The 20,161-nt window shown below is 42.6% G+C and carries 19 protein-coding genes; 9 read left to right on the plus strand and 10 right to left on the minus strand.

Translation table 11 applies throughout. From position 1 onward, the window contains the following. Window positions 1-36 precede the first annotated feature (36 nt). Complete coding sequence (locus M3P07_RS13730) at window positions 37-1,410, minus strand: saccharopine dehydrogenase family protein (RefSeq protein WP_249970500.1); 1,374 nt, start codon at window positions 1,408-1,410, stop codon at window positions 37-39. Between the two features lie 79 nt (window positions 1,411-1,489). Here M3P07_RS13730 and M3P07_RS13735 point away from each other — a divergent pair, with 79 nt between their 5' ends. Next, a complete protein-coding gene (locus M3P07_RS13735) occupies window positions 1,490-1,873 on the plus strand; it encodes a DUF423 domain-containing protein (protein WP_249970501.1) in 384 nt (127 codons plus the stop codon). Window positions 1,874-1,945: 72 nt separating this feature from the next. Further along, on the plus strand, window positions 1,946-3,562 hold the full coding sequence (gene pckA, locus M3P07_RS13740) for a phosphoenolpyruvate carboxykinase (ATP) (protein ID WP_249970502.1): 1,617 nt from the start codon (window positions 1,946-1,948) through the stop codon (window positions 3,560-3,562). A 56-nt stretch (window positions 3,563-3,618) separates the two neighbouring features. On the opposite strand, the gene M3P07_RS13745 is transcribed toward pckA, so the two are convergent. From M3P07_RS13745 to M3P07_RS13755, 3 genes are read right to left on the minus strand one after another with little or no spacing between them, the layout of a single operon-like run. Then, window positions 3,619-4,362 carry a uroporphyrinogen-III synthase gene (locus M3P07_RS13745; RefSeq protein ID WP_249970503.1) on the minus strand — a complete coding sequence of 248 codons (744 nt, stop codon included), beginning with the start codon at window positions 4,360-4,362 and terminating at the stop codon, window positions 3,619-3,621. Window positions 4,363-4,368: 6 nt separating this feature from the next. Beyond that, entirely contained in the window at window positions 4,369-5,025 is a 657-nt protein-coding gene (locus tag M3P07_RS13750; protein WP_249970504.1) for a DUF4271 domain-containing protein, read from the minus strand. Beyond that, window positions 5,009-6,685 carry an ArnT family glycosyltransferase gene (locus M3P07_RS13755; RefSeq protein WP_249970505.1) on the minus strand — a complete coding sequence of 559 codons (1,677 nt, stop codon included), beginning with the start codon at window positions 6,683-6,685 and terminating at the stop codon, window positions 5,009-5,011. Before M3P07_RS13755 ends, M3P07_RS13750 begins: the two co-directional genes overlap by 17 nt. 120 nt (window positions 6,686-6,805) lie before the next feature. On the opposite strand from M3P07_RS13755, the gene M3P07_RS13760 reads away from it, so the two are divergent. From M3P07_RS13760 to M3P07_RS13770, 3 genes are read left to right on the plus strand one after another with little or no spacing between them, the layout of a single operon-like run. Further along, window positions 6,806-7,534, plus strand: coding sequence for a polyprenol monophosphomannose synthase (locus M3P07_RS13760; RefSeq protein ID WP_249970506.1), 729 nt, complete (start codon window positions 6,806-6,808; stop codon window positions 7,532-7,534). Between the two features lies 1 nt (window position 7,535). Further along, window positions 7,536-8,870 (plus strand): dihydroorotase, encoded by a 1,335-nt coding sequence (locus M3P07_RS13765; protein ID WP_249970507.1) that lies wholly within the window; start codon window positions 7,536-7,538, stop codon window positions 8,868-8,870. Between the two features lie 2 nt (window positions 8,871-8,872). Then, window positions 8,873-9,358, plus strand: a complete 486-nt coding sequence (locus tag M3P07_RS13770; protein ID WP_249970508.1) for a DUF4296 domain-containing protein — start codon at window positions 8,873-8,875, stop codon at window positions 9,356-9,358. Here M3P07_RS13770 and M3P07_RS13775 read toward each other — a convergent pair. Continuing rightward, on the minus strand, window positions 9,339-10,346 hold the full coding sequence (locus tag M3P07_RS13775) for an NAD-dependent epimerase/dehydratase family protein (protein WP_249970509.1): 1,008 nt from the start codon (window positions 10,344-10,346) through the stop codon (window positions 9,339-9,341). The two genes, M3P07_RS13770 and M3P07_RS13775, sit on opposite strands and share 20 nt — an antisense overlap. 85 nt (window positions 10,347-10,431) lie before the next feature. Here M3P07_RS13775 and tyrS point away from each other — a divergent pair, with 85 nt between their 5' ends. Beyond that, window positions 10,432-11,727, plus strand: coding sequence for a tyrosine--tRNA ligase (tyrS, locus tag M3P07_RS13780; protein WP_249970510.1), 1,296 nt, complete (start codon window positions 10,432-10,434; stop codon window positions 11,725-11,727). Between the two features lie 55 nt (window positions 11,728-11,782). Next, a complete protein-coding gene (locus M3P07_RS13785) occupies window positions 11,783-12,157 on the plus strand; it encodes a hypothetical protein (protein ID WP_249970511.1) in 375 nt (124 codons plus the stop codon). Here M3P07_RS13785 and M3P07_RS13790 read toward each other — a convergent pair. The 5 genes from M3P07_RS13790 to M3P07_RS13810 all read right to left on the minus strand — a co-directional run bounded on the left by M3P07_RS13790 (window position 12,154) and on the right by M3P07_RS13810 (window position 18,167). Next, a complete protein-coding gene (locus tag M3P07_RS13790) occupies window positions 12,154-13,140 on the minus strand; it encodes a LuxE/PaaK family acyltransferase (protein WP_249970512.1) in 987 nt (328 codons plus the stop codon). The genes M3P07_RS13785 and M3P07_RS13790 overlap by 4 nt on opposite strands. A 59-nt stretch (window positions 13,141-13,199) precedes the next feature. Continuing rightward, complete coding sequence (locus M3P07_RS13795) at window positions 13,200-13,523, minus strand: T9SS type A sorting domain-containing protein (RefSeq protein ID WP_249970513.1); 324 nt, start codon at window positions 13,521-13,523, stop codon at window positions 13,200-13,202. A gap of 144 nt (window positions 13,524-13,667) precedes the next feature. Next, window positions 13,668-13,976, minus strand: coding sequence for a T9SS type A sorting domain-containing protein (locus M3P07_RS13800; protein ID WP_249970514.1), 309 nt, complete (start codon window positions 13,974-13,976; stop codon window positions 13,668-13,670). Window positions 13,977-14,124: 148 nt separating this feature from the next. Further along, on the minus strand, window positions 14,125-15,318 hold the full coding sequence (locus tag M3P07_RS13805; RefSeq protein WP_249970515.1) for a multidrug transporter: 1,194 nt from the start codon (window positions 15,316-15,318) through the stop codon (window positions 14,125-14,127). 20 nt (window positions 15,319-15,338) lie between these two features. Then, window positions 15,339-18,167 (minus strand): TonB-dependent receptor, encoded by a 2,829-nt coding sequence (locus tag M3P07_RS13810; RefSeq protein ID WP_249970516.1) that lies wholly within the window; start codon window positions 18,165-18,167, stop codon window positions 15,339-15,341. Window positions 18,168-18,348: 181 nt separating this feature from the next. Here M3P07_RS13810 and M3P07_RS13815 point away from each other — a divergent pair, with 181 nt between their 5' ends. Next, window positions 18,349-19,035, plus strand: a complete 687-nt coding sequence (locus M3P07_RS13815) for a response regulator transcription factor (protein ID WP_249970517.1) — start codon at window positions 18,349-18,351, stop codon at window positions 19,033-19,035. Continuing rightward, window positions 19,035-20,096 carry a sensor histidine kinase gene (locus tag M3P07_RS13820; protein WP_249970518.1) on the plus strand — a complete coding sequence of 354 codons (1,062 nt, stop codon included), beginning with the start codon at window positions 19,035-19,037 and terminating at the stop codon, window positions 20,094-20,096. Before M3P07_RS13815 ends, M3P07_RS13820 begins: the two co-directional genes overlap by 1 nt. The last annotated feature ends 65 nt before the right edge of the window (window positions 20,097-20,161 follow it).

Here is a 20,161-nt window from a genome sequence, read left to right on the forward strand (position 1 = left end):
ATTTGAAACTAAAGATACCCAAAAACCATAAAACCTTTAATTTCCGATGGAATCGGGATTATAGCCCAAATATGGGACTTGGAATTCATTAAAATGGATACCATAGGACTTTAACTCCTCCAAGATTGGGCCATACACTTCCTTGGCAATGGGGATTTGAACCCCGGGGGTAACAATTTTGTTGTTCAGGATTTGCAGGGCTGCCATGGCTACAGGCAAACCTACAGTTTTGGCCATGGCCGTATAGGTTTGGTTTTCGCCCAGTACTACCATATTGGCATCCAGCTGCTTTTTCTTTCCATCCAGTTCGTAACCAAATTTGTGGTACATCACGATCATGTCCTTCTCTTCTGGGTTTAGGGTCCAACTGTCCTCCAAAATGTACTGGAGCATTTTAGCGGGTGTTGCATTTTTGAGGGGAATTATCTTGCTGTTGTCAAACAGGTTGAGTTCCAAAAGTTTTCCCCATCGAATATCGTCTTGGTCAATTTTTAGATAATGACGCAGTTTTAGTTCTACCGAATCTGTTGGGGAATAAGGCAGGAAGAGGTTCACGAATTCGCGGTATGACATGCCTTCTGAATTTTCAACGATATAAGTGTCGTCGGTCATTCCCAACATTACAAAAATGTGCCAAGCCTTGGAAAAGCCCACCCGTCTCATGGTACCTCTATATAGGGTCAAGGCATCTTTAAGCCCGTAGGCTTCGCGATATTTTAAGGAATCCCGGTTGGGATATACCTCGAAGGAGCCATAGCCCTCAATATCGACGAGCTCCGTACGTCTAAATATTTTTTGGTAGGGAATGTATTTGTAGGTTCCTTCCTGGATAAACTTAGCTGCCCCACCTTGGGCGGCTACCACCACGTTCCGTGGGTTCCAGGTAAATTTGTAATTCCACAGATTGGTGTCGTTTTGGGGGGCCACCAAACCACCGGTGAAGGATTCGAACAACAACATTTTTCCGCCCTTATCCCGTATCCTGTCAATGACTTCCATGGCGCTCATATGATCAATACCCGGGTCTAGACCGATTTCGTTCATGAAAACCAGGCCATTTTTTTTGGCTTCGGCGTCCAGGGCCTCAATTTCCTTACTCACATAAGAAGCCGTGACCAAATGCTTTTTGTATTGGATACAATCCGTCGCAATTTTAATATGCATTCTCGCTGGGAGCATCGAAATCACTAGATCGCAAGCCTCCACGATTATTTTTCTGGCTTTATCGTTAAACACATCGAGTTGCACCACCTCACAATTGGGGTGTTCGGCAATGTTTGCGGGAATATTATCGGGCTTTAAATCCCCGATAATCAGTTTAAGATGCTCGTCGTTTGATTTTTTAAGGATATAATCCAACAAATATGAGGTTGATTTGCCTGCTCCAACGACCAGAATAGTACGGACCATACGTTTTGGTTACTTTTGATTAAAACGGCTACTAAGGTATCAAATTGTTATATTTCTAAAAAAATCAATAATCAAAGTTATGAACAAAACATTTATGTTGACTGGGGTTATCATGGGGCTATTGGCAATCGTATTAGGGGCATTTGGTGCACATGGACTGGAAAAGGTGGTGTCGCCAGATGCGGTAGATAGCTTTGAAACAGGTGTTCGCTATCAAATGTACCATGCTTTGCTTCTTTTGATTTTGGGAATCTGGAATGGACTTGAGCCGAAACAAAACAAAATCATTTATGGTTTCATACTTCTTGGAACCATTTTATTTTCTTTTTCCATTTACTTTTTGGCCATTGATAATTTGATGACATTTGACTTTAAACGAATTGCTTTTTCAACCCCAATTGGAGGAACTCTTCTTATTTTGGCCTGGGGACTTTTGGGATATAACATTTTGACCAAAAAATAGGACAATTAATCACAAAATTGGTTTGGCAGGAATTAGATTTTTCTAGCTTTGTACCAATTTAAAAACATCAAAATGGACACCTATACCCCAGCTACGAAAACGATTTCGTTAAAGCAGTATGGAATTCAGCACAACAATGTGCGCTATCAATTGTCTCCCAGTGAGTTACATAATGTAACCCTTGAAAAAGAAATGGGAAAAGAAGCCTCTTCCGGGGCTTTGGCGATCAATACCGGAGAGTTTACTGGACGGTCTCCGATGGACCGTTTTATTGTCAAGGACGACATCACCCAAGAGAAAATCTGGTGGGGGAATATCAACATCCCCTTTGAACCCGAAAAATTTGACAAATTGTACGACAAGGTCATCGCGTATTTGGATGACAAAGAACTGTTTGTAAGAGATTGTTATGCCTGCGCCGAGGATGATTACAAGCTTAACATTCGGGTGATCAATGAATACCCTTGGTCCAACATGTTTGCCTACAATATGTTTTTGAGGCCAACGGTGGAGGAACTGGAGTCATTTGATCCCGAGTGGACGGTGGTCAATGCACCTGGTTTTATGGCCGATGCAGAAATTGACGGAACACGCCAGCATAATTTTGCCATCCTGAATTTTTCCAGAAAGATTGCATTGATCGGGGGAACTGGGTATACCGGTGAAATTAAAAAGGGAATTTTCTCTGCCCTGAATTTTATCCTTCCGGTATTCAAAAATACACTACCCATGCATTGCTCGGCCAATGTGGGCAATGACGGGGATACCGCTGTGTTCTTTGGCCTTTCAGGAACGGGAAAGACCACCCTTTCAACAGACCCAAACCGTAAGCTAATCGGGGATGATGAGCATGGTTGGACAGCGGACAATGCTGTATTTAACTTCGAAGGAGGTTGTTACGCCAAGGTAATTGACCTATCCCAAGAAAAGGAACCGGAGATTTACGGGGCCATAAAGCATGGAGCTATCTTGGAAAATGTGATTTTGGATGACCAAGACGTTGTGGATTTTGCCGACACCTCCATTACCCAAAACACGAGGGTAAGCTACCCCATATATCATATCGAGAACATACAACAGCCATCAATAGGAAAGAATGTGAAAAACATCTTTTTTCTAACGGCCGATGCCTTTGGGGTTTTACCTCCAATTTCCAAATTGACCCCTGCCCAAGCGGCCTACCATTTTATCTCTGGTTATACCGCAAAAGTAGCTGGAACTGAAGCAGGAGTGGTTGAGCCACAACCTTCATTTTCTGCTTGTTTTGGAGCTCCCTTTATGCCCTTGCATCCTGCAGTATATGCAGAAATGTTAAGCAAAAAGATGCAGGAGTCTGGAGTGGATGTCTGGTTGATTAACACAGGATGGACGGGGGGACCCTATGGAGTGGGTAAACGAATGGAACTAAAATACACCCGTGCCATGATCAGTGCCGCGTTAAGCGGAGAATTAGGTCTATATAGCTACGATAAGTACCATATCCATTCCGTATTTGGGGTAGCCCAGCCGAGGGAATGTCCAGGTGTACCTACCAGTGTATTGAGCCCAAGGGCAACTTGGAACAATGACGATGCTTATTATAAGACTGCGTTTAAATTGACCAATGCCTTTAGGGAAAACTTTAAAAAGTTCGAGTCCTACGCCAGCGAGGAAATCAGGCGTGGAGGACCACAGCGATATGCCTTTTAAAAAAAAAGCCCCGATTTTATCGGGGCTTTTTTTATTGGTTTAAGGATAAGCTTCCTTTATTTGTTTACGCTGGTAATATACTTTTGAAGCGCCATGGTCATCGAGGGTGTCTCTGGGGTCGGGGCTTGAATGTCGATTCGTAGACCCGCATCTGTGGCGGCTTTAACCGTACTGTTTCCAAATACAGCTATTCGCGTATTGTTTTGTTCAAAATCCGGGAAGTTTTTCAGTAGGGATTCAATACCCGAAGGGCTAAAGAATACCAAAACATCATAGTAAACATCCCTTAAATCGGAAAGATCACTGATAACGGTCTTATAGAAAATACCTCTTTTCCAATCAACGCCAAGTTCGTCCAATGCTTGGGGAACAATAGCCTTTAATGTATCGGATGAGGGAAGAAGGAACTTCTCGTCTTTGTATTTTTTAATAAGGGGAACCAATTCGTTGAAGGTACGCTTGCCGACATAAATTTTTCGTTTGCGGTACACCACATACTTCTGTAGGTAGTAGGCCACAGCTTCCGACTGGCAAAAGTACTTCATGGTGTCTGGCACCTTAAAGCGCATTTCCTCGGCGATTCTAAAAAAGTGATCCACAGAGTTCCTACTTGTCAATATAATAGCAGTAAAATTGTTAAGGTCAATTTTCTGCTGCCTTACTGTTTTTGCCTGAACTCCCTCAACATGGATAAAGGGTCTAAAGTCTACCTTTACTTTTTCTTTTTCGATGAGTCGTGAATAGGGGGAATTTTCGATTTTGGGTTCTGGTTGGGAAACCAAAATTGTCTTTACTTTCATAAGCTTTCAATCTTTTAGATAGCTTCCAACTATTACTAGGGGCGCAATTTCGAGTGTGCAAAGGTACAAAATAAAATAGAAAAAGTGGGAAATTATGACTTTTTGATGGTTCTTCATCAACCTGAAGAATCCAATGATATTAATGGAAACAATTAAGACCAAAGCCGCATATATCACGATCTGGGAGTCTTTTGCGATATATACGAGTACCATGTTGGCAACAAACATGACCAGACTGCTATGGTTTAAATAGGACGTTTTGTTGAACAATAGATCCGAGACCAAACCTTGGGTGTTAAACACAAATCCTTTGCCCAATTGAAGCATCATTTTTACAAGTTCGAACAACAATAACCAACCCGTGATCAGAAAGAAGTAATACAGATAATCCTCGCTGCTGACCGGGAAAAATGTTTTTTGGACCAAAAAAAGGAACAGGGACAAATTAATCAACTGAAACACGGTCAATAGAATATGGAACCAGTTCAAAAGCCTTCCTTTTTTATTGTAGAGTACCACATACTTATTGTTGAAGGGAAGTATCATGAAATTGAGAAACCTGCTCTGGAAGAGATACTTGCCCAGGGTAAGGATCAAGAGGCTAAAAAATAGCACCAAGGTCATCCAATCCAGCGATTCAACGGTTTTATAAATCGGTTCCATCGTCAAGTTTTATGGGAATTCCATTAAGTCCGGGAATAAGCTCCTTGTTGCCCAAACCAACTCTAAAATAACCAGGTTCTTCCAATTTTCTGGGTTTAGGGAGTTGAAATTGGAAGTAGGCTGTATCTTTTGACTTTAAGATTTTATGCATGGCGTTTAAGGGTGCCACTTTAATAGGTACGCGTTCTATCACTTTCTTATAATCATCTGTATAGGCTACAGCATAGTTCAAGCTATCCAATGGGATATCAAAGGGATATGGATTGTGGACCTTTAAATTCCAATTATTTGTTTCTTCGAGCGATCTTTCAGCAAAGCAGCGTAGTTTTCGGTACGAATTAAAATCGTCCATGAAAACACCAAAAAATGTAGTTCCTTTTGGACTTAAATAGGAGATATCCCCACTCTTACGGTATTGGGAAAACATCACAACCTTTTTTCCCCTAGCAATTTCTTCGGAGGCATCAATGGAATACTGGTTTTTTCGGTAAAAGCAGTTGTTCAACGAAAAGGACGGCTTCCCCGAATAGAATTCGTACATCGGTGCGCGTCTATAAGAATTTTCAAAAATAACCATGGCATCCCCAGCCTTGGAATCCACATCCTCAACCCAAGACTTGTTGCCGTGTGTTTCGTATACTATTGGTAATAGTGGTTGATGAACCAGCCAAAGCCTACCATATAATAAAATGACCAAACTTGCCAATCCCATTCTATACATCCATTTTCGGCTTTGGGCATTTTCAAGCAAATGATTGAAGGCAATAATTAGCATAGGGATGGAAATCACAATGATCCATTGCGTTTGCACCCTCCTGTTAAAACTGGATATGAAAAAGAAGAGAATCACACCATAGGTTAAATACTTGACTGCCTTGGAAAACTTATCCGTTTCCTTGTTTTTGATCAAGGCCAAATACACCCAATAGAACAGCAGGCCAAAAACGATGATAAGATTTAGAAAGAAGCCCAGCGTAAATTTCTCGAAGGAATAGGCCTGGTTTGGCCTTTCAAAAAGATGGTATTTTATGGAGACAAAATCGTGTTCGAAAAGCCATAAGAAGTGGGGTATGTAACACAATAATGCCACAACCACGGCCAGCCAAGCATATCTGTTGAACACCAATTTTATGTTGGACAAAAGCACAAACAAGATGACCAACACCGCATGGTACTTACTGTACATCAAGGCAGCCATGGAAATACCAAGAGCCAAGGAGAGAACTATTGTGGGCTGCTTTATAAATCGCTTGTACAACAATAGGAATAGGGCAGTAAAAAAGAGCAATGGAGTGTCTGGTAACGTAAGGAAACCGTATACGTTCACCAATACCATAGAAAATATGAGCAAGAAAAAATGAACCACATAATCCTTCTTTTTAGGATGATCCACTGTTTCCCACAGCAATAGGTACGTTCCCGTGGAAAGAATACAGCTCATAAACCGGACCCCGAGTTCCCCATCAAAAAAGAAACTACTTAATCTAATAAGAAAGGCCACCATGGGAGGGTGATCAAAGTATCCCCAATCCAGATTTTGGGCATAATACCAATAGTAGGCCTCATCGTAGATGAGTTCAGTAAAAGCCGCCTGAATAAGATTAAGAAGAAAAAGAATGGCCAGAAGCAGGTAAAACAACCTGGGAAACTTTTGGGTCATCAATTGGATTTTAGATGGCCCAAAGGTACAAATAATGGCACTTACCCTAATAAAATGGTACCGAAACCACATGGCCACGCTAATTAGAAAAGCTTATTTTTGCACTCTAATTACGCGCAAATGGTAGATGGCATTGTGATCATACCCACCTTCAATGAGATTGAGAACATTGAGGCTATCATCAAAACGGTATTTGATCTTAAAAAAAATTTCCATGTTCTGGTCGTTGACGATAATTCTCCCGACGGGACAGCGCAAAATGTCCAGGCACTTCAAGAACAATTCCCAGAACGCCTATTCCTAGAAGTCAGAAAAGAAAAATCAGGTTTGGGAACCGCCTATATCCATGGGTTTAAATGGGCCCTAAAAAGGGATTACGAGTACATTTTTGAGATGGATGCGGATTTCTCCCATCGCCCGGCAGACCTTTCCCGACTGCACCGCGCCTGTTTGAACGGTGCCGATGTGGCCGTGGGCTCCCGTTATAAAAAAGGGGTGAACGTGGTCAATTGGCCCTTGTTCCGGATATTACTCAGTTATGGGGCCTCGTTTTATGTAAAGATCATTACTGGAATGAAGGTGCACGACCCCACGGCGGGCTTTGTTTGTTACCATCGCCGGGTTTTGGAAAGTATCGATTTGGACAAGGTGAGGTTTATCGGATATGCCTTTCAGATTGAGATGAAGTACCGGGCATACCTTAAAAAGTTTAAAATAGAAGAAGTTTCCATCATATTTACAGATCGGATAAATGGTAAATCCAAGATGAATTCCTCCATTGTTCGGGAGGCCATCTTTGGGGTGATAGCCATGAAGTTCAGAAGTGTATTTTTCAAAAAGAGTTTTTAGGATGTCCAAAATCTTACTAAAGAATGCCAAGATTGTCAATGAAAACAGAGTTTTCGAATCCGATCTACTGCTGCAGGACGGGTTCATCTCCCGAATAGATGGCGATATTTCTGATGAGCATGCCCAGGTTATCGATTTGGCCGGAGATCTATTACTTCCGGGAATTATAGATGACCAGGTCCATTTTCGGGAACCGGGATTGACCCATAAGGGAACCATCGCTACCGAAAGTAGGGCTGCCATTGCCGGTGGTATTACCACTTTTATGGAGCAGCCAAATACCAATCCTCAGACCACTACCTTGGAAAAGTTGGAGGAAAAGTTTGCCATTGCAGCAAGAGATTCCTATGCCAATTATTCATTTCTTTTTGGGGGAACCAATGACAACCTTGAAGAGCTCAAGCGATTGGATAAAAATGCATGCTCTGGGGTAAAACTGTTTCTGGGGTCTTCCACGGGAAACATGTTGGTGGACAATGAGGAAGTCTTGGAAAAGATTTTCAAGAATACCGAGATGGTGATTTCTGCGCATTGCGAGGACGAAGGGACCATCAGGGCCAATATGGCCGAATACCAAGCTAAATTCGGGGACGATATTCCTATAAAATATCATCCGCTTATTCGAAGTAGCGAGGCTTGTTACCTTTCTTCATCAAAGGCGATAGCCTTGGCCAAAAGTACGGGGGCACGATTGCACGTGTTTCATGTTTCCACCGGAATCGAGACCGATTTGTTTACGAATTCCATCTCTCTGGAGGAAAAGAAAATAACCTCTGAGGTCTGTATTCACCATCTGTGGTTTTCGGATGAGGATTATACCGAAAAAGGTACCTTGATCAAATGGAACCCTGCGGTAAAGACCAGTACGGACAGGGAAAAACTCTGGGAGGCGCTTCTGGACGACCGAATTGATGTAGTAGCAACGGACCATGCCCCACACACCTTAGCGGAAAAAACCAACCCATATACCAAAGCACCTTCTGGTGGACCCTTGGTGCAGCATGCACTTTTGGCTATGCTTCAGAAACAAAGCGAGGGTAAAATAACTTTGGAAAAGGCGGTAGAAAAAATGTGCCACAACCCTGCCAAACTTTTTGACTTGGACCGAAGGGGCTTTATTAAGGAGGGATACTACGCTGATCTGGTGCAGGTAAACCGCAATTCCCAAAATGAGGTTAAAAAAGACAATATTCTGTACAAATGTGGATGGTCTCCCTTTGAAGGTGTTACCTTTGGCTCAAAGGTCGTTCGAACTTTTGTTAATGGGCATCTGGCTTTTGACCAAGGCAATTTTAGCAACGAACGCAAGGCAATGCGATTAACCTTCAGTAGGTGAAAATGAAGAAAGTTGTTTTTTTCTGTATTGGACTTTGGATGGTTTCCTGCGCGGAAAAGGTAATTGAACCGCCAGAAAAATTGATTTCAAAAGACAAGATGGTTGAAATCTATCACGATTTGGCCCTCCTAAAGGCGGCTGAACGGAATATTGAGCCCATTTTGAAACATAAAGGGATTACCATAATGGAGTATCTCTATGACAAGCATGGGATAGATAGTGTGCAATTGACCCAGAGCGACTTATATTATGCTTCGGTTCCTTTGGAGTATCAGGCCATTTATGAAGAGGTAAACGCCATTTTGGAACGTAGGACCAAAGCCATGGAAAATGCTACCAAACAAAAGAACGATAGCGTTAGAAAGACTAGAAAACTAATGCGCGATTCCACCAGAGGGCCTAGACCTACCAATAAATCAACCAAGACCAAAGGCAAAATAGAGGCCGGAAAGAAAACCGAAAAGAAGGTCAAAGAGAATCAGACTTGAATTTTTCACAGCAAAAGTCCAGGGTATCGTCCAAGCTTTCAAAAGTAAAGGACAGTGCATTCTTAATCTTGGAGTTGTCGTAAATTTCCCTTTGGTATAATCCCTTGGTCATATTTTTGGTAAGCCTACGTCTTTTTCTCCTGAGCTTGCTACGCAACCAATCCCAGCGCCAAAAAAACTCCAACACCCAAAATGGCACTTGTTTTTTGGGAGCGTCCACCCCAAAACGGGCAGCGATTTTTCCAAAAATATCCCCATAACCAAGATTTGCACCCACCAAAATAAACCGTTCCCCAGCAATGTCAGAATCCATTAACTGGGTCATGGAATTGACCACATCATTTACGGAGACAAACCCGGTTCCACCTGGAACAAAGCGTTTTTTGCCTTTATTGGCATAAGTGAAAAAAGAGCCACTTCCTGACCTCCAAAATCCCGGGCCCAAGATCACTCCTGGATTTACGACAACTACCTGGAGACCTTCTTGGCTTCCGCGCCAAACTTCCAGTTCCGCATCGTGTTTGGTTAGGCCGTATACCGAAACTTGGGCGTCGTTCCATTCATTTTCTTCGTTGGCCATTTTTCCGCCCACACTTGGGCCAATGGCGGCAATTGAACTTACATAGCACATCTTTTTCACACCGTTTGCAACACACAGGTTGACCAAATTTGCCGTGGCATCCGTGTTGGTCTGGATCAATTGATCAAGATGCCTGGGGTCAAACGAAATCAATGCGGCACAATGATAGACTTGGTCAACATCCTCAAATGCAGCTTCCATAGAACTTACGTCCGTTATGTCAGCTTTGAACCAAGTGATTTTATCAAAAAGTGAAGCAGGAGTATCGGAATAATAGCCGAAAACTTTGGTGACCTTGTCCAGAGACTTTTTTGTTCGATAGATGGCTTTTACAGGTTTTCCACTTTTCGCCAAATGATACAGCAAATGGGAACCAATCAATCCAGTACCTCCGGTAACCAAAATCATTCGGTAAAAATACCTATTTGCTTTGGATTTATTGAAGGAAGTAAGATCTTCATTTTATATTTGCAGCTACGCAAAAGCAATGGTAATGGAAAAGAATTTTGTGCAAGAGCTACAGTGGAGGGGAATGGTCCACGACATAATGCCGGGAGCGGAGGAACATTTGATGGAAAGGATGCAGGCCGCCTATGTTGGAATAGACCCAACTGCGGATTCTTTACATATTGGACATTTGGTGAGCGTAATGATGTTACGTCATTTCCAGTTGGCCGGGCATAAACCCTTTGCATTGGTTGGAGGGGCAACCGGAATGATCGGCGATCCCTCTGGTAAATCTGCAGAGCGCAACCTATTGGATGAGACCACGCTTAGGCACAATCAGGAAGCGATCAAATCCCAATTGAGCAGATTTCTGGATTTTGAAAGTGATGCTCCCAATGCCGCGGTCCTTGTAAACAACTACGATTGGATGAAGAATTTCTCCTTCCTTGATTTTATCCGGGATGTTGGGAAACACATTACCGTAAACTATATGATGGCCAAGGATTCTGTTAAAAAAAGGCTGTCTTCGGATGCGAAGGAGGGAATGTCGTTTACAGAGTTTACCTATCAGTTGGTTCAAGGCTATGATTTTTTATACCTCTACCAAAATCACAACTGTACCCTGCAAATGGGAGGTAGTGATCAGTGGGGAAACATTACCACAGGAACTGAACTGATCAGAAGAATTGGAGGCGGAAAGGGCTTTGCATTGACCTGTCCTTTGATAACCAAGGCCGATGGAACCAAGTTTGGAAAGACCGAAGGCGGTAACGTTTGGTTGGATGCTGAACGCACTTCACCTTATAAATTTTACCAGTATTGGTTGAACACCTCGGATGAAGATGCCGAAAAATACATTAAGATTTTCACCTTTTTGTCCCAACAGGAAATCGAATCCCTGGTGGAAGCCCATAAACAAGAGCCTCATTTGAGGGCATTACAAAAGAAGTTGGCCGAAGAGATTACCACCATGGTGCACTCCAAGGAAGATTTGGAAAATGCGATCAAGGCCAGTAACATTCTATTTGGAAAATCCACTTCCGAAGACCTGAAGGCCTTGGACGAGAAAACCTTTTTGGATGTTTTTGATGGAGTACCACAGGCCACAGTTTCCAAAAGTGAATTGGATCAAGGCTTGGATATGATTGGGGCTTTGGCTGCCAAAACGGGATTTTTGGGATCCAACGGGGAGGCGCGAAGGGAGTTGAAGCAGAATTCCATTTCGGTCAACAAACAAAAAGTAAAGGAGGATTATTTGATTTCCGGTTCCGATTTGATCAATGACAAATTTGTGCTGCTCCAGCGAGGAAGGAAGAACTATTTTGTCTTGGTTGTGGAATAACCTGCGCAACGTTCCGTAATTCCTACATCTTACAATTGAATCAATCTCTGGTATAATGAAGTATTTTGTTTTATCGATTTTCGCCTTGTTTTTACTAGGCTGCACTTCCGATGATGATATTAATCCGGGCAATGCCCAGTGGATTTTGGACAATGTGGTTTGTTTTTGCTTTTTTGGGGATGACTTCGACTTCAGCACACATACCCTAACCTTTAATAGTGATACAGGGATGGTAACCATAGAGAATGAGGGAGATTCACAGTTTATCGCCCCGGCAGGGACCTACCCATTTACGGACAATGGTTCCGTAATTGGTATTGAGGGTCGCGAATACACCTACGAAGAGGAAGGGAATACCTTGGTGCTTACCTATGTGGACGAACCGATGATCGCCGATGACGAGGTCACCTATTACTATACCAAAAACTAGAGGGCCATTAGGTTGCATCCCCTTATATCGGAATGATCAAAACGTCCCAATACCTCAAATGATCCATTGTGAAAAGTCTTGCCCAAATCTTGGGTGGCAATAAAGGAACATGAATTTATATTGGCTAGGTCGATAACATTGATTCCACCGGTTTTTTCATGGGATTGGATGGTCAAGGGGTCTTCCGTATCACGGGCTAGGATTTTCATCCACGGAGGTGTTTTAAAAAGGCCATTACCCTCGGAATAGGCCTGGGACAGCAATTCGGTCATGCCATATTCCGAATGAATGGACGGGACTCCAAAAGCTTCCTTTAAGGTATTGTGCAGTTCAGCACGAATAAGTTCCTTTCTCCTACCCTTCATTCCTCCCGTTTCCATGACTGTGGTATGCTTTAGTGGTATCGGAAACTGTTCGGCCAAGTCCAATAAGGCAAAGGAAACCCCAATTAGCAAAGTTCTTGTTCCCGAACTTTCAAGGGTTATCAACTTATCCTTTAGCAATGATAAGTCGTACAAATAAAATCCACTGCTGGGGTGTTTGGACCGGGACACTAAATCGTTGACCATATAAACCAGGGATGAACCCTCCCTTTCCAAATAGGAAGGTAACAAGGCCAAAATGCAGTAGGACTCCACATCGCCATAGAAGGATTGGAAAGCTTTGGCAAAGCTTTGTTGGTACAAACCTAAATCGGTTATATAATGTTTACTGGTGGCGGCAGCTGTTGTACCACTGCTTTCAAAAATGGCAACGGGGGATTTGCTTCCTGTTAGCACTCTATGCGATTTGAAAAACTGGATGGGTAAAAAAGGAATTTCAGCATGGGACGAAACATTGTCCGGTGTTTTGCCCAAATGCTCGCAATAGGTTCTGTAGACGGGGTTATTTAGATATTGATGCCCAAAAATTTTCAGGGCCAAAGCCTCAAATTCCTCCTTGGAGGTGATGGAAAATATGCGCTGGGATAAAGAGTGGTCCATTGGGCCATAAAAGTACCCAAAAAAAATGCCCTTCTAAAGAAGGGCGGTATAAGTTGCGGCTATTTAATGACCAGTTTTCGGGTCATGGTTTTTTTGTCTTCCGTTACTTGGAGCACATACACTCCAGGCACCAATCTGGAAACGTTTAGGGTGTTGGTTGAAATTCTATCGGTTAACACCACATCGCCAAAAACATCATATATTTTGATTTGTTTGACGCCGTTCGTTGAGGTAGTTACATATACTTCATCCCCGTAAACCGGGTTGGGATACATTTTAAATCCCTGTAGCTCTTGAACCTGCTCAGTGTTTACACTGACCAATTCCTGACCGTATGTAAAGAGGGGTAAAGCCATAATAAGAACAAAGTAGATTTTCTTCATACATGCTGATTTGGGGTATAAGCATTATAAAAGTAGATAAACAGGGGGCAAATGGCTATAAAATGTTGTGAAACAGGGAAATGTGTAGGTAAAGAGGCAGATTTTGATGTCTGCTCGACGAAATGCAGGGTAAAATAGCCGGAATTACTTGATAATCAGCTTTCGGGTTGCCACTTTATTGTGCTCGAAAACCCTAAGAATATAGACACCTTTGTCCAAATCCCCTAAGTTGAGTTCCCTGCCCAAAATTGTGGTTTGCAATACCTGGGTGCCCAATACATCGAATATGAGAATTTTCTTGGGAGCGTTCTGGGCGGTTTCAATATAAACCTTGCCTTGGGTAACAGGATTGGGATACAATTTAAACCCGTCGATGTCTGAACCTGCTTGGGAATTCTGTGCGAATCCAAGGGTACAAACAAAAAAGAAAAAGACGAGGTAAAATTGCTTCATAAAGTATTGGTTACAAAGGCTATGCCACAAATATAAATAAATTGCCCTCCGGTTGGGAAAGGAGTACGGAAAAAACCCACACTTTTCGATGAAGTGCAAAAAATAAACCCCCGGAATGCGGGGGTTTATCCTAAATAGGGTATGTTTTTTAGTTTATGCCCCTGGCCCATCCTGCCCCCCAAGTGGCAATATCGGTACCTGTTCCATTACCTACACCGGAAATCACATCAGATCCGTCAAACGAAGCTCCAGTGTCATTTTTTAAGGTTGTTGTAACGTTGTTAAAGGTCACATCGATGATATTGGATTCATCATCTACAACACCTACACCTGTATCGGCATCGTCCAAATCAAAACCTTCGGCGAAATTGTTGATCACAACATTTGTGAAAACAAATCGAGTTCCAGCTCTAAGTCGGATAGCTTCATCATCGTCATCGGCTCCGTCACCTACAATAGTTACATTGGTTACGGTAGGAGCGGAAAAATAACCTGCCTCATTACTAAAGTCGGTGTTGAATCCATCACACTCAAAGGCCTTGTCGTGGGAAACTCCATGCTGTACATAAACATCGGTAAGTGATCCGATGTACCCTTCTGTCCAATCGATGGAATCGTCCTCGGCGTTTACAACAACCAAGTGGCTAGCATCAACGGTTCCTCCAAAGAACTCGAAACCATCGTCCGACCCTTCGTAAACCTGGACAAAGTCAATAGTGGTTCCAGAACCAACTCCGTATACGGAAACCCCGTTCAACTCGGCATTTCCATCAATAGCGCCACCTGCAAACTCAACTCTTACATACTCCAAGTTTCCTGAATTGTCGGTAGGAATGTTTCCACCAAAAGCCAAGGCTCCTACTTCCGAAGTGGCGATTTCATCAGAACCATCGGCTGTGGAGTTAATAGGAGCTCTTCCGCAGATTACCAAACCTCCCCAATCCCCAGAAGAAGGGGTAGTGGCATTGGAAGTAAAGATAATAGGCTCATCTGCAGAACCAACGGCATTGATTCTTGCTCCTTGCTGAATGGCAATGTAGGCGTTTACACCAATAGGTTCTGCCTTTATGGTCAAACCGGCAGGGATGGTCAAGGTAGTACCATCGGCCATTAAAACAGGCCCTGTAACAATGTACTCAATCTCTAAGTCCAAAGTAAGGTCCTCAGTATAAAGACCGTTTAGGTTTACGGTTGTCTCTGTAGGTGTTTCGCCACCTCCACCATTGGTGTTGTTGGTAGTGGTAACGCTATTGTCATTAATGACAATATCCGAGGTGTCGTCGCTTTCACAAGCAGTGAATAATGCAGCGGCTATACCTAAAAATAAAAATTTGCTTCTCATCGTTTCTTAGTTTAAAAAAATTAAAATTTATATTTAAGGGTTAGCCCAACGTTAACCCCAAGGTTATACTCTCTGATTACGATATCACCTAAATCAGTTCCTTCCCGTACCAAGGTGATATCTGAATCCAAAATGTTTTTTGCGGACAGGTTAGCTTCGAAATGTTCCCCGAAAGAATTTTTCAATACCAGGTTTAATGTGGGAACGGCTTTCTCCACGATATTTCCAAGGCTTCCTGATCCTAAGGAAAAAATGCGATCGGAGAAATAGGAGAAGGCGATGGTTGCCTTTGGTTTGTAGTCCCCAAATACCGGACTGTAGTTTAAGTCTGTGTTGATAATGAAGGGGGACGCACCTTCCAATTCATCCGAATCGCGATCAAAAGCTGTTCCGAAGGTATTTTGGGATCCTCCGGGAATGTCCTGAAGATCCTGTTCCGTATGCGTATAGGCAGCGTTCAATCCTACCGATACAATTGCATTATCATCGGCATCGGTATAAAGGTTTTTCCTAACCTCCAATTCAGCGCCATAGATATCTGCCTTTTCCCCGGTTCTAAAATAACGTTGGGTACCTGTGGCATCGGCAGCCACAACCCGGTTTATCGGATCTTTGATTGTCTTGGCAAACGCAGCAACCGAGATAATTTCACCTCGCTCCAAGAACCACTCATATTTAATATCGTAGTTGAATATATCGGAATAGGTAGGGCCATTGCCGTCAAGACCACCCAAAAGGTCGGGGTTACCACCAATCCGTTGTGTCACGGATTCGTAAACAAAAGGCGCTACCTCCTTAAATTCTGGAAAAGAAGCGGTTTTACTAAATCCAAACCTAAGATTGGAATTGTCGTTGAGCGCGTAGCGAACGTTTAAGCTGGGTAAAAAGATGTTTTCATAAACGCTCCTGGAACCTGGATCATCGGCCCTAATGTTTATTACTTCGTAGCCCACCTTTTGGTTGTAAGATTCTACACGAATACCGGGAACAATTCCCAATTTTTCACCCAAACCAATTTCTGCAGCGGCATAGACCGCATGGATGTCCAAGTTTCCCTTATAGGTGTTTTCCGGAAGTCCAGGTCTGTTGCGGTTTCCAATTTCGTTGTTGATGGGATTCAATACCAACAAGTCCCATAACCCCGCTCCGTTGGGGACATTAATGTTGGACACATCAAAAATGGTATTGAAGTTGTTCACATCGGTGACCGGGGTGTTGTCCCGATCTTGGATTTCGTAACCATAACGAATACTGTTGAACCTTCTTTCCTTTTTTCTTCCGTTGTAGCCAAAATTGAATTTGACCTTTTCGGAAGCTTGATATCCGAGATTCACAAAACTGTTAAGTTCGTCATCCTCTATGCTCTGGAAAAACCGCTGGTTGTCGAACGGAATGTTGGTATAGAAAACAGGATTTGTGGAGGCATCGTTGTCCAAGGCCAATTGATAATTTTCCAAGGTGATACGCTTTCTGTCCGGTTCGTCCGAAAACACTTTGTTGAAACCGGCTCCCCAATCCAAGGACAACTTATCGTTAAAAACATGTTGCCCGGTCAATTGGTTCACAAAAATCATATCTTGATTGAACTGGACGTTCATTACGTAGAACCCTTCATCCGTAGTGATGATGGCATCCCTATTAGTCCCTAGACCGTTTACACCATAATAACCAACTGCGTCTGTAGCGTTGTTTATAAACAGGGAACTGTATTTTAGTTTGTGCTCGTTATTGATCTTATAGATGATATTCCCAAGTGCCGTTGTGGTGGTTTTGTATGCAAATTCCCGAACATTAGGGAAGTCGACTTTTAGAACGTTTGTAAAATCCCGCGCTGGTCCTTCCAAAAGCTGAAATCCGTTGTTGAAGCTGGCTGCACCAAAAAAGCTTAGTCTAGAATTGTCATTGTTGAAATCAAATGAATAACCGCCTTCAATCGCACCAGAGATATTAATGGTGTTCCAAGCTTCTTGTGGATCTACCCCGTGGGAAAGAACCACAGCAAAGGGATCATTGTCGTATCGGTTGTAAAAGCCAAAATTGCTCGGGCCTTCACTTCTGACAAAACCCTCGCCAGTGGCATTGCTGTTAAATCCACTTCCCAATGAGATTTCAACGTAACCATCACCTGTATATTCCTTGGAATCTATATTGACATTACCCGCGGAAAAATCCCCATAAAAGGTTGGATTGTAGGCTTTGCTTACTGATACGTTCTCGATAATGCTGGAAGAAAACAAATCAAGGTCTATGTTTTTCTTGCTTACATCGTTGGAAGGCAACGACAGTCCGTTCATGGTTGTGTTTTGGTAGCGATCCCCCAATCCCCTTACATAAACATTGCTGGAACCCTGTTGTTTGGAGATTCCGGATATTTGAGCAACCGCAGCGGCTGCATCATCAATACCTTTTAGTGTTAAGGCCTCCGCGCTAATGGCTTCTTGCATTACCAAAGCTCTTTTTTGCTGAAGCAATAGGGCTATTTCAGAATCTTTACGGGCAGAGGTGGTCACCACCACTTCGTCCAATCCTACACTACTTGCACCCAAAGCGGCATTTATCTCCGTAATTTTTCCTACCTCAACAACTACATTGGGAACTTCTAGGGTTTCATACCCCAAAAAACTAATAACAAGGGTATAGGTCCCGGGATCAACATTGGCAATTTCAAAAAGGCCATCGAAATCTGAGGTTGTACCCTTGGTGGTTCCCTTGATCAGGAGGTTGGCGAAAGCCAAGGGCTCATTGTTGAATTCTTTGTCGGTTAGTTTACCAACGATGCTTCCGGTGTCTTCTTGAGCACTCATCTGAAGCACTATAAATAGGGTGAAAATCAGTAATCTATATTTCATTTGGTTCTAAATATCGATGGCGCAAAGAAAGACCCGTGCTGTAAAGTCGATGTTATGCACGGGTTAAGTGTTTATTTGAAAACTGTTACAATAATGTTATCACATTAAATGAATGTTAAGCGCTCCAAGGGTTGTGGAATTATCTTTATTTTTGGGTTATCAACTTGTAAACTACGGCACTATGAAGACAAAGGACATAAGGATTTTGCTTGTAGATGATGAACCGGATATTCTTGAGATTGTAAGCTATAATCTGTCTTCTGAAGGGTATACTGTTTTTACGGCAAAAAATGGGGTTGAAGGTGTTGCCAAAGCCAAGAAAAAGAAACCCCATTTGATCATTTTGGATGTAATGATGCCCGAAATGGACGGAATTGAAGCTTGTGAGATATTGCGAAATACCCCGGAACTGGAGGATAGCATCATAACTTTTTTGACGGCAAGGGGGGAGGACTATTCCCAAGTAGCCGGGTTTGATGCCGGTGCCGATGACTATATTACAAAACCCATTAAGCCGAAGGTGTTGGTTAGTAAAGTAAAAGCCTTGCTTAGAAGGTTGAAAGAAGAAAAGAAGGAAACCGAGGATATTGTTAAGGTCGGAAACATCATCATCAATCGCGAAGAGTATAAGATCATTAATAATGGGGAAGAGATTGTACTCCCAAGAAAGGAATTTGAGCTTTTGTCCCTGCTCACCTCCAAGCCCAGCAAGGTATTCAAACGTGAGGTTATTTTGGACAAAGTTTGGGGCAATGAAGTGGTTGTTGGAGGAAGAACCATTGATGTACACATAAGAAAACTACGTGGAAAAATTGGGGACGATCATTTTAAAACCGTTAAGGGCGTAGGCTATAAGTTTGTCCTATAATGGCTGTACGATTTAAAAAGTCCTTTACTTTTGCCATACAATCCTCCTTACTCATAACCCCGGTTCTCACCGCTGTTTTTGTTGGTGCTCTTCTTTTCTCCGACCAGTTTAACTGGTTGTCTACAATACTATTTGCCCTCCTTTGCTTTATTGTCTGCTTTTCCATAGTGCAGATTCGGGTGGAACGATTTATCTACAGAAGAATCAAAAAGATCTATGATGATGTATCCCTCCTGGAGTCCACATCCTTTTCTTCGAAGTTGGTAACCAACGACATGAAGACCCTGACCCAGGAGATTGAAAAATTCGCCAAGGACAAAAAAATTGAAATAGATACCCTTAAAATCAGGGAGGAGTATCGTAGGGACTTTTTGGGAAACGTTTCCCACGAGCTTAAGACCCCATTGTTTACCGTTCAAGGATATATACTTACCCTCTTGGATGGGGCTATGAACGACAAGAAGATTCGCGAAAAGTACTTGAACCGTGCCAATAAGGGAGTGGAGCGGCTAATCTATATTGTGAAGGATCTAGATCTTATAACTAAGCTTGAGGTAGGAGATTTAAAGCTGGAACTCCAGGATTTTGATATTATCGAACTTATCCAAAACGTGTTTGACCTTTTGGAGATGAAGGCTGCCCAAAAAGAGATTGTCCTTACATTCGATATGGAATACGATCAGCCCATTTACGTTAATGCCGATAAAGAGAAGATTCAACAGGTAATCAGCAACCTGTTGGTGAACTCCATTAAATATGGCCATTCCAACGGAACCACTGAAGTCAGTGTGGAAAACTTGATAAAAAATAAGGTCATTGTGAGGGTCACGGACAATGGTGAGGGGATTCCCAAACAACATATTCCAAGATTATTTGAGCGCTTTTATCGAGTAGACCAAAGCGGGAGTAGAAGCGAAGGAGGTTCTGGATTAGGTCTCTCTATTGTAAAGCACATCATCGAGGCCCATGACGAAAAAATCTATGTAGAGAGTGAAGTGGGAATAGGCTCCGAGTTTTCCTTTACCTTGGAAAAAACTTCAAGCAGGAACGAAAAATCCTAAAAGCACAAAATGGATTAAGTCCAAATTGCTTTGGGATTTCCTTAGTTTTGCAAAACATTAAATTT

The sequence above is a fragment of the Flagellimonas myxillae genome, assembly GCF_023502235.1.
GTDB lineage: Bacteria > Bacteroidota > Bacteroidia > Flavobacteriales > Flavobacteriaceae > Flagellimonas > Flagellimonas myxillae.

Excerpts from the sequence above, each read along its gene's own strand:
- M3P07_RS13730 (WP_249970500.1), bottom strand. The coding sequence starts at position 1,410 with ATGGTCCGTACTATTCTGGTCGTTGGAGCAGGCAAATCAACCTCATAT.
- M3P07_RS13735 (WP_249970501.1), top strand. The coding sequence starts at position 1,490 with ATGAACAAAACATTTATGTTGACTGGGGTTATCATGGGGCTATTGGCA.
- pckA (WP_249970502.1), top strand. The coding sequence starts at position 1,946 with ATGGACACCTATACCCCAGCTACGAAAACGATTTCGTTAAAGCAGTAT.
- M3P07_RS13745 (WP_249970503.1), bottom strand. The coding sequence starts at position 4,362 with ATGAAAGTAAAGACAATTTTGGTTTCCCAACCAGAACCCAAAATCGAA.
- M3P07_RS13750 (WP_249970504.1), bottom strand. The coding sequence starts at position 5,025 with ATGGAACCGATTTATAAAACCGTTGAATCGCTGGATTGGATGACCTTG.
- M3P07_RS13755 (WP_249970505.1), bottom strand. The coding sequence starts at position 6,685 with ATGACCCAAAAGTTTCCCAGGTTGTTTTACCTGCTTCTGGCCATTCTT.
- M3P07_RS13760 (WP_249970506.1), top strand. The coding sequence starts at position 6,806 with ATGGTAGATGGCATTGTGATCATACCCACCTTCAATGAGATTGAGAAC.
- M3P07_RS13765 (WP_249970507.1), top strand. The coding sequence starts at position 7,536 with ATGTCCAAAATCTTACTAAAGAATGCCAAGATTGTCAATGAAAACAGA.
- M3P07_RS13770 (WP_249970508.1), top strand. The coding sequence starts at position 8,873 with ATGAAGAAAGTTGTTTTTTTCTGTATTGGACTTTGGATGGTTTCCTGC.
- M3P07_RS13775 (WP_249970509.1), bottom strand. The coding sequence starts at position 10,346 with ATGATTTTGGTTACCGGAGGTACTGGATTGATTGGTTCCCATTTGCTG.
- tyrS (WP_249970510.1), top strand. The coding sequence starts at position 10,432 with ATGGAAAAGAATTTTGTGCAAGAGCTACAGTGGAGGGGAATGGTCCAC.
- M3P07_RS13785 (WP_249970511.1), top strand. The coding sequence starts at position 11,783 with ATGAAGTATTTTGTTTTATCGATTTTCGCCTTGTTTTTACTAGGCTGC.
- M3P07_RS13790 (WP_249970512.1), bottom strand. The coding sequence starts at position 13,140 with ATGGACCACTCTTTATCCCAGCGCATATTTTCCATCACCTCCAAGGAG.
- M3P07_RS13795 (WP_249970513.1), bottom strand. The coding sequence starts at position 13,523 with ATGAAGAAAATCTACTTTGTTCTTATTATGGCTTTACCCCTCTTTACA.
- M3P07_RS13800 (WP_249970514.1), bottom strand. The coding sequence starts at position 13,976 with ATGAAGCAATTTTACCTCGTCTTTTTCTTTTTTGTTTGTACCCTTGGA.
- M3P07_RS13805 (WP_249970515.1), bottom strand. The coding sequence starts at position 15,318 with ATGAGAAGCAAATTTTTATTTTTAGGTATAGCCGCTGCATTATTCACT.
- M3P07_RS13810 (WP_249970516.1), bottom strand. The coding sequence starts at position 18,167 with ATGAAATATAGATTACTGATTTTCACCCTATTTATAGTGCTTCAGATG.
- M3P07_RS13815 (WP_249970517.1), top strand. The coding sequence starts at position 18,349 with ATGAAGACAAAGGACATAAGGATTTTGCTTGTAGATGATGAACCGGAT.
- M3P07_RS13820 (WP_249970518.1), top strand. The coding sequence starts at position 19,035 with ATGGCTGTACGATTTAAAAAGTCCTTTACTTTTGCCATACAATCCTCC.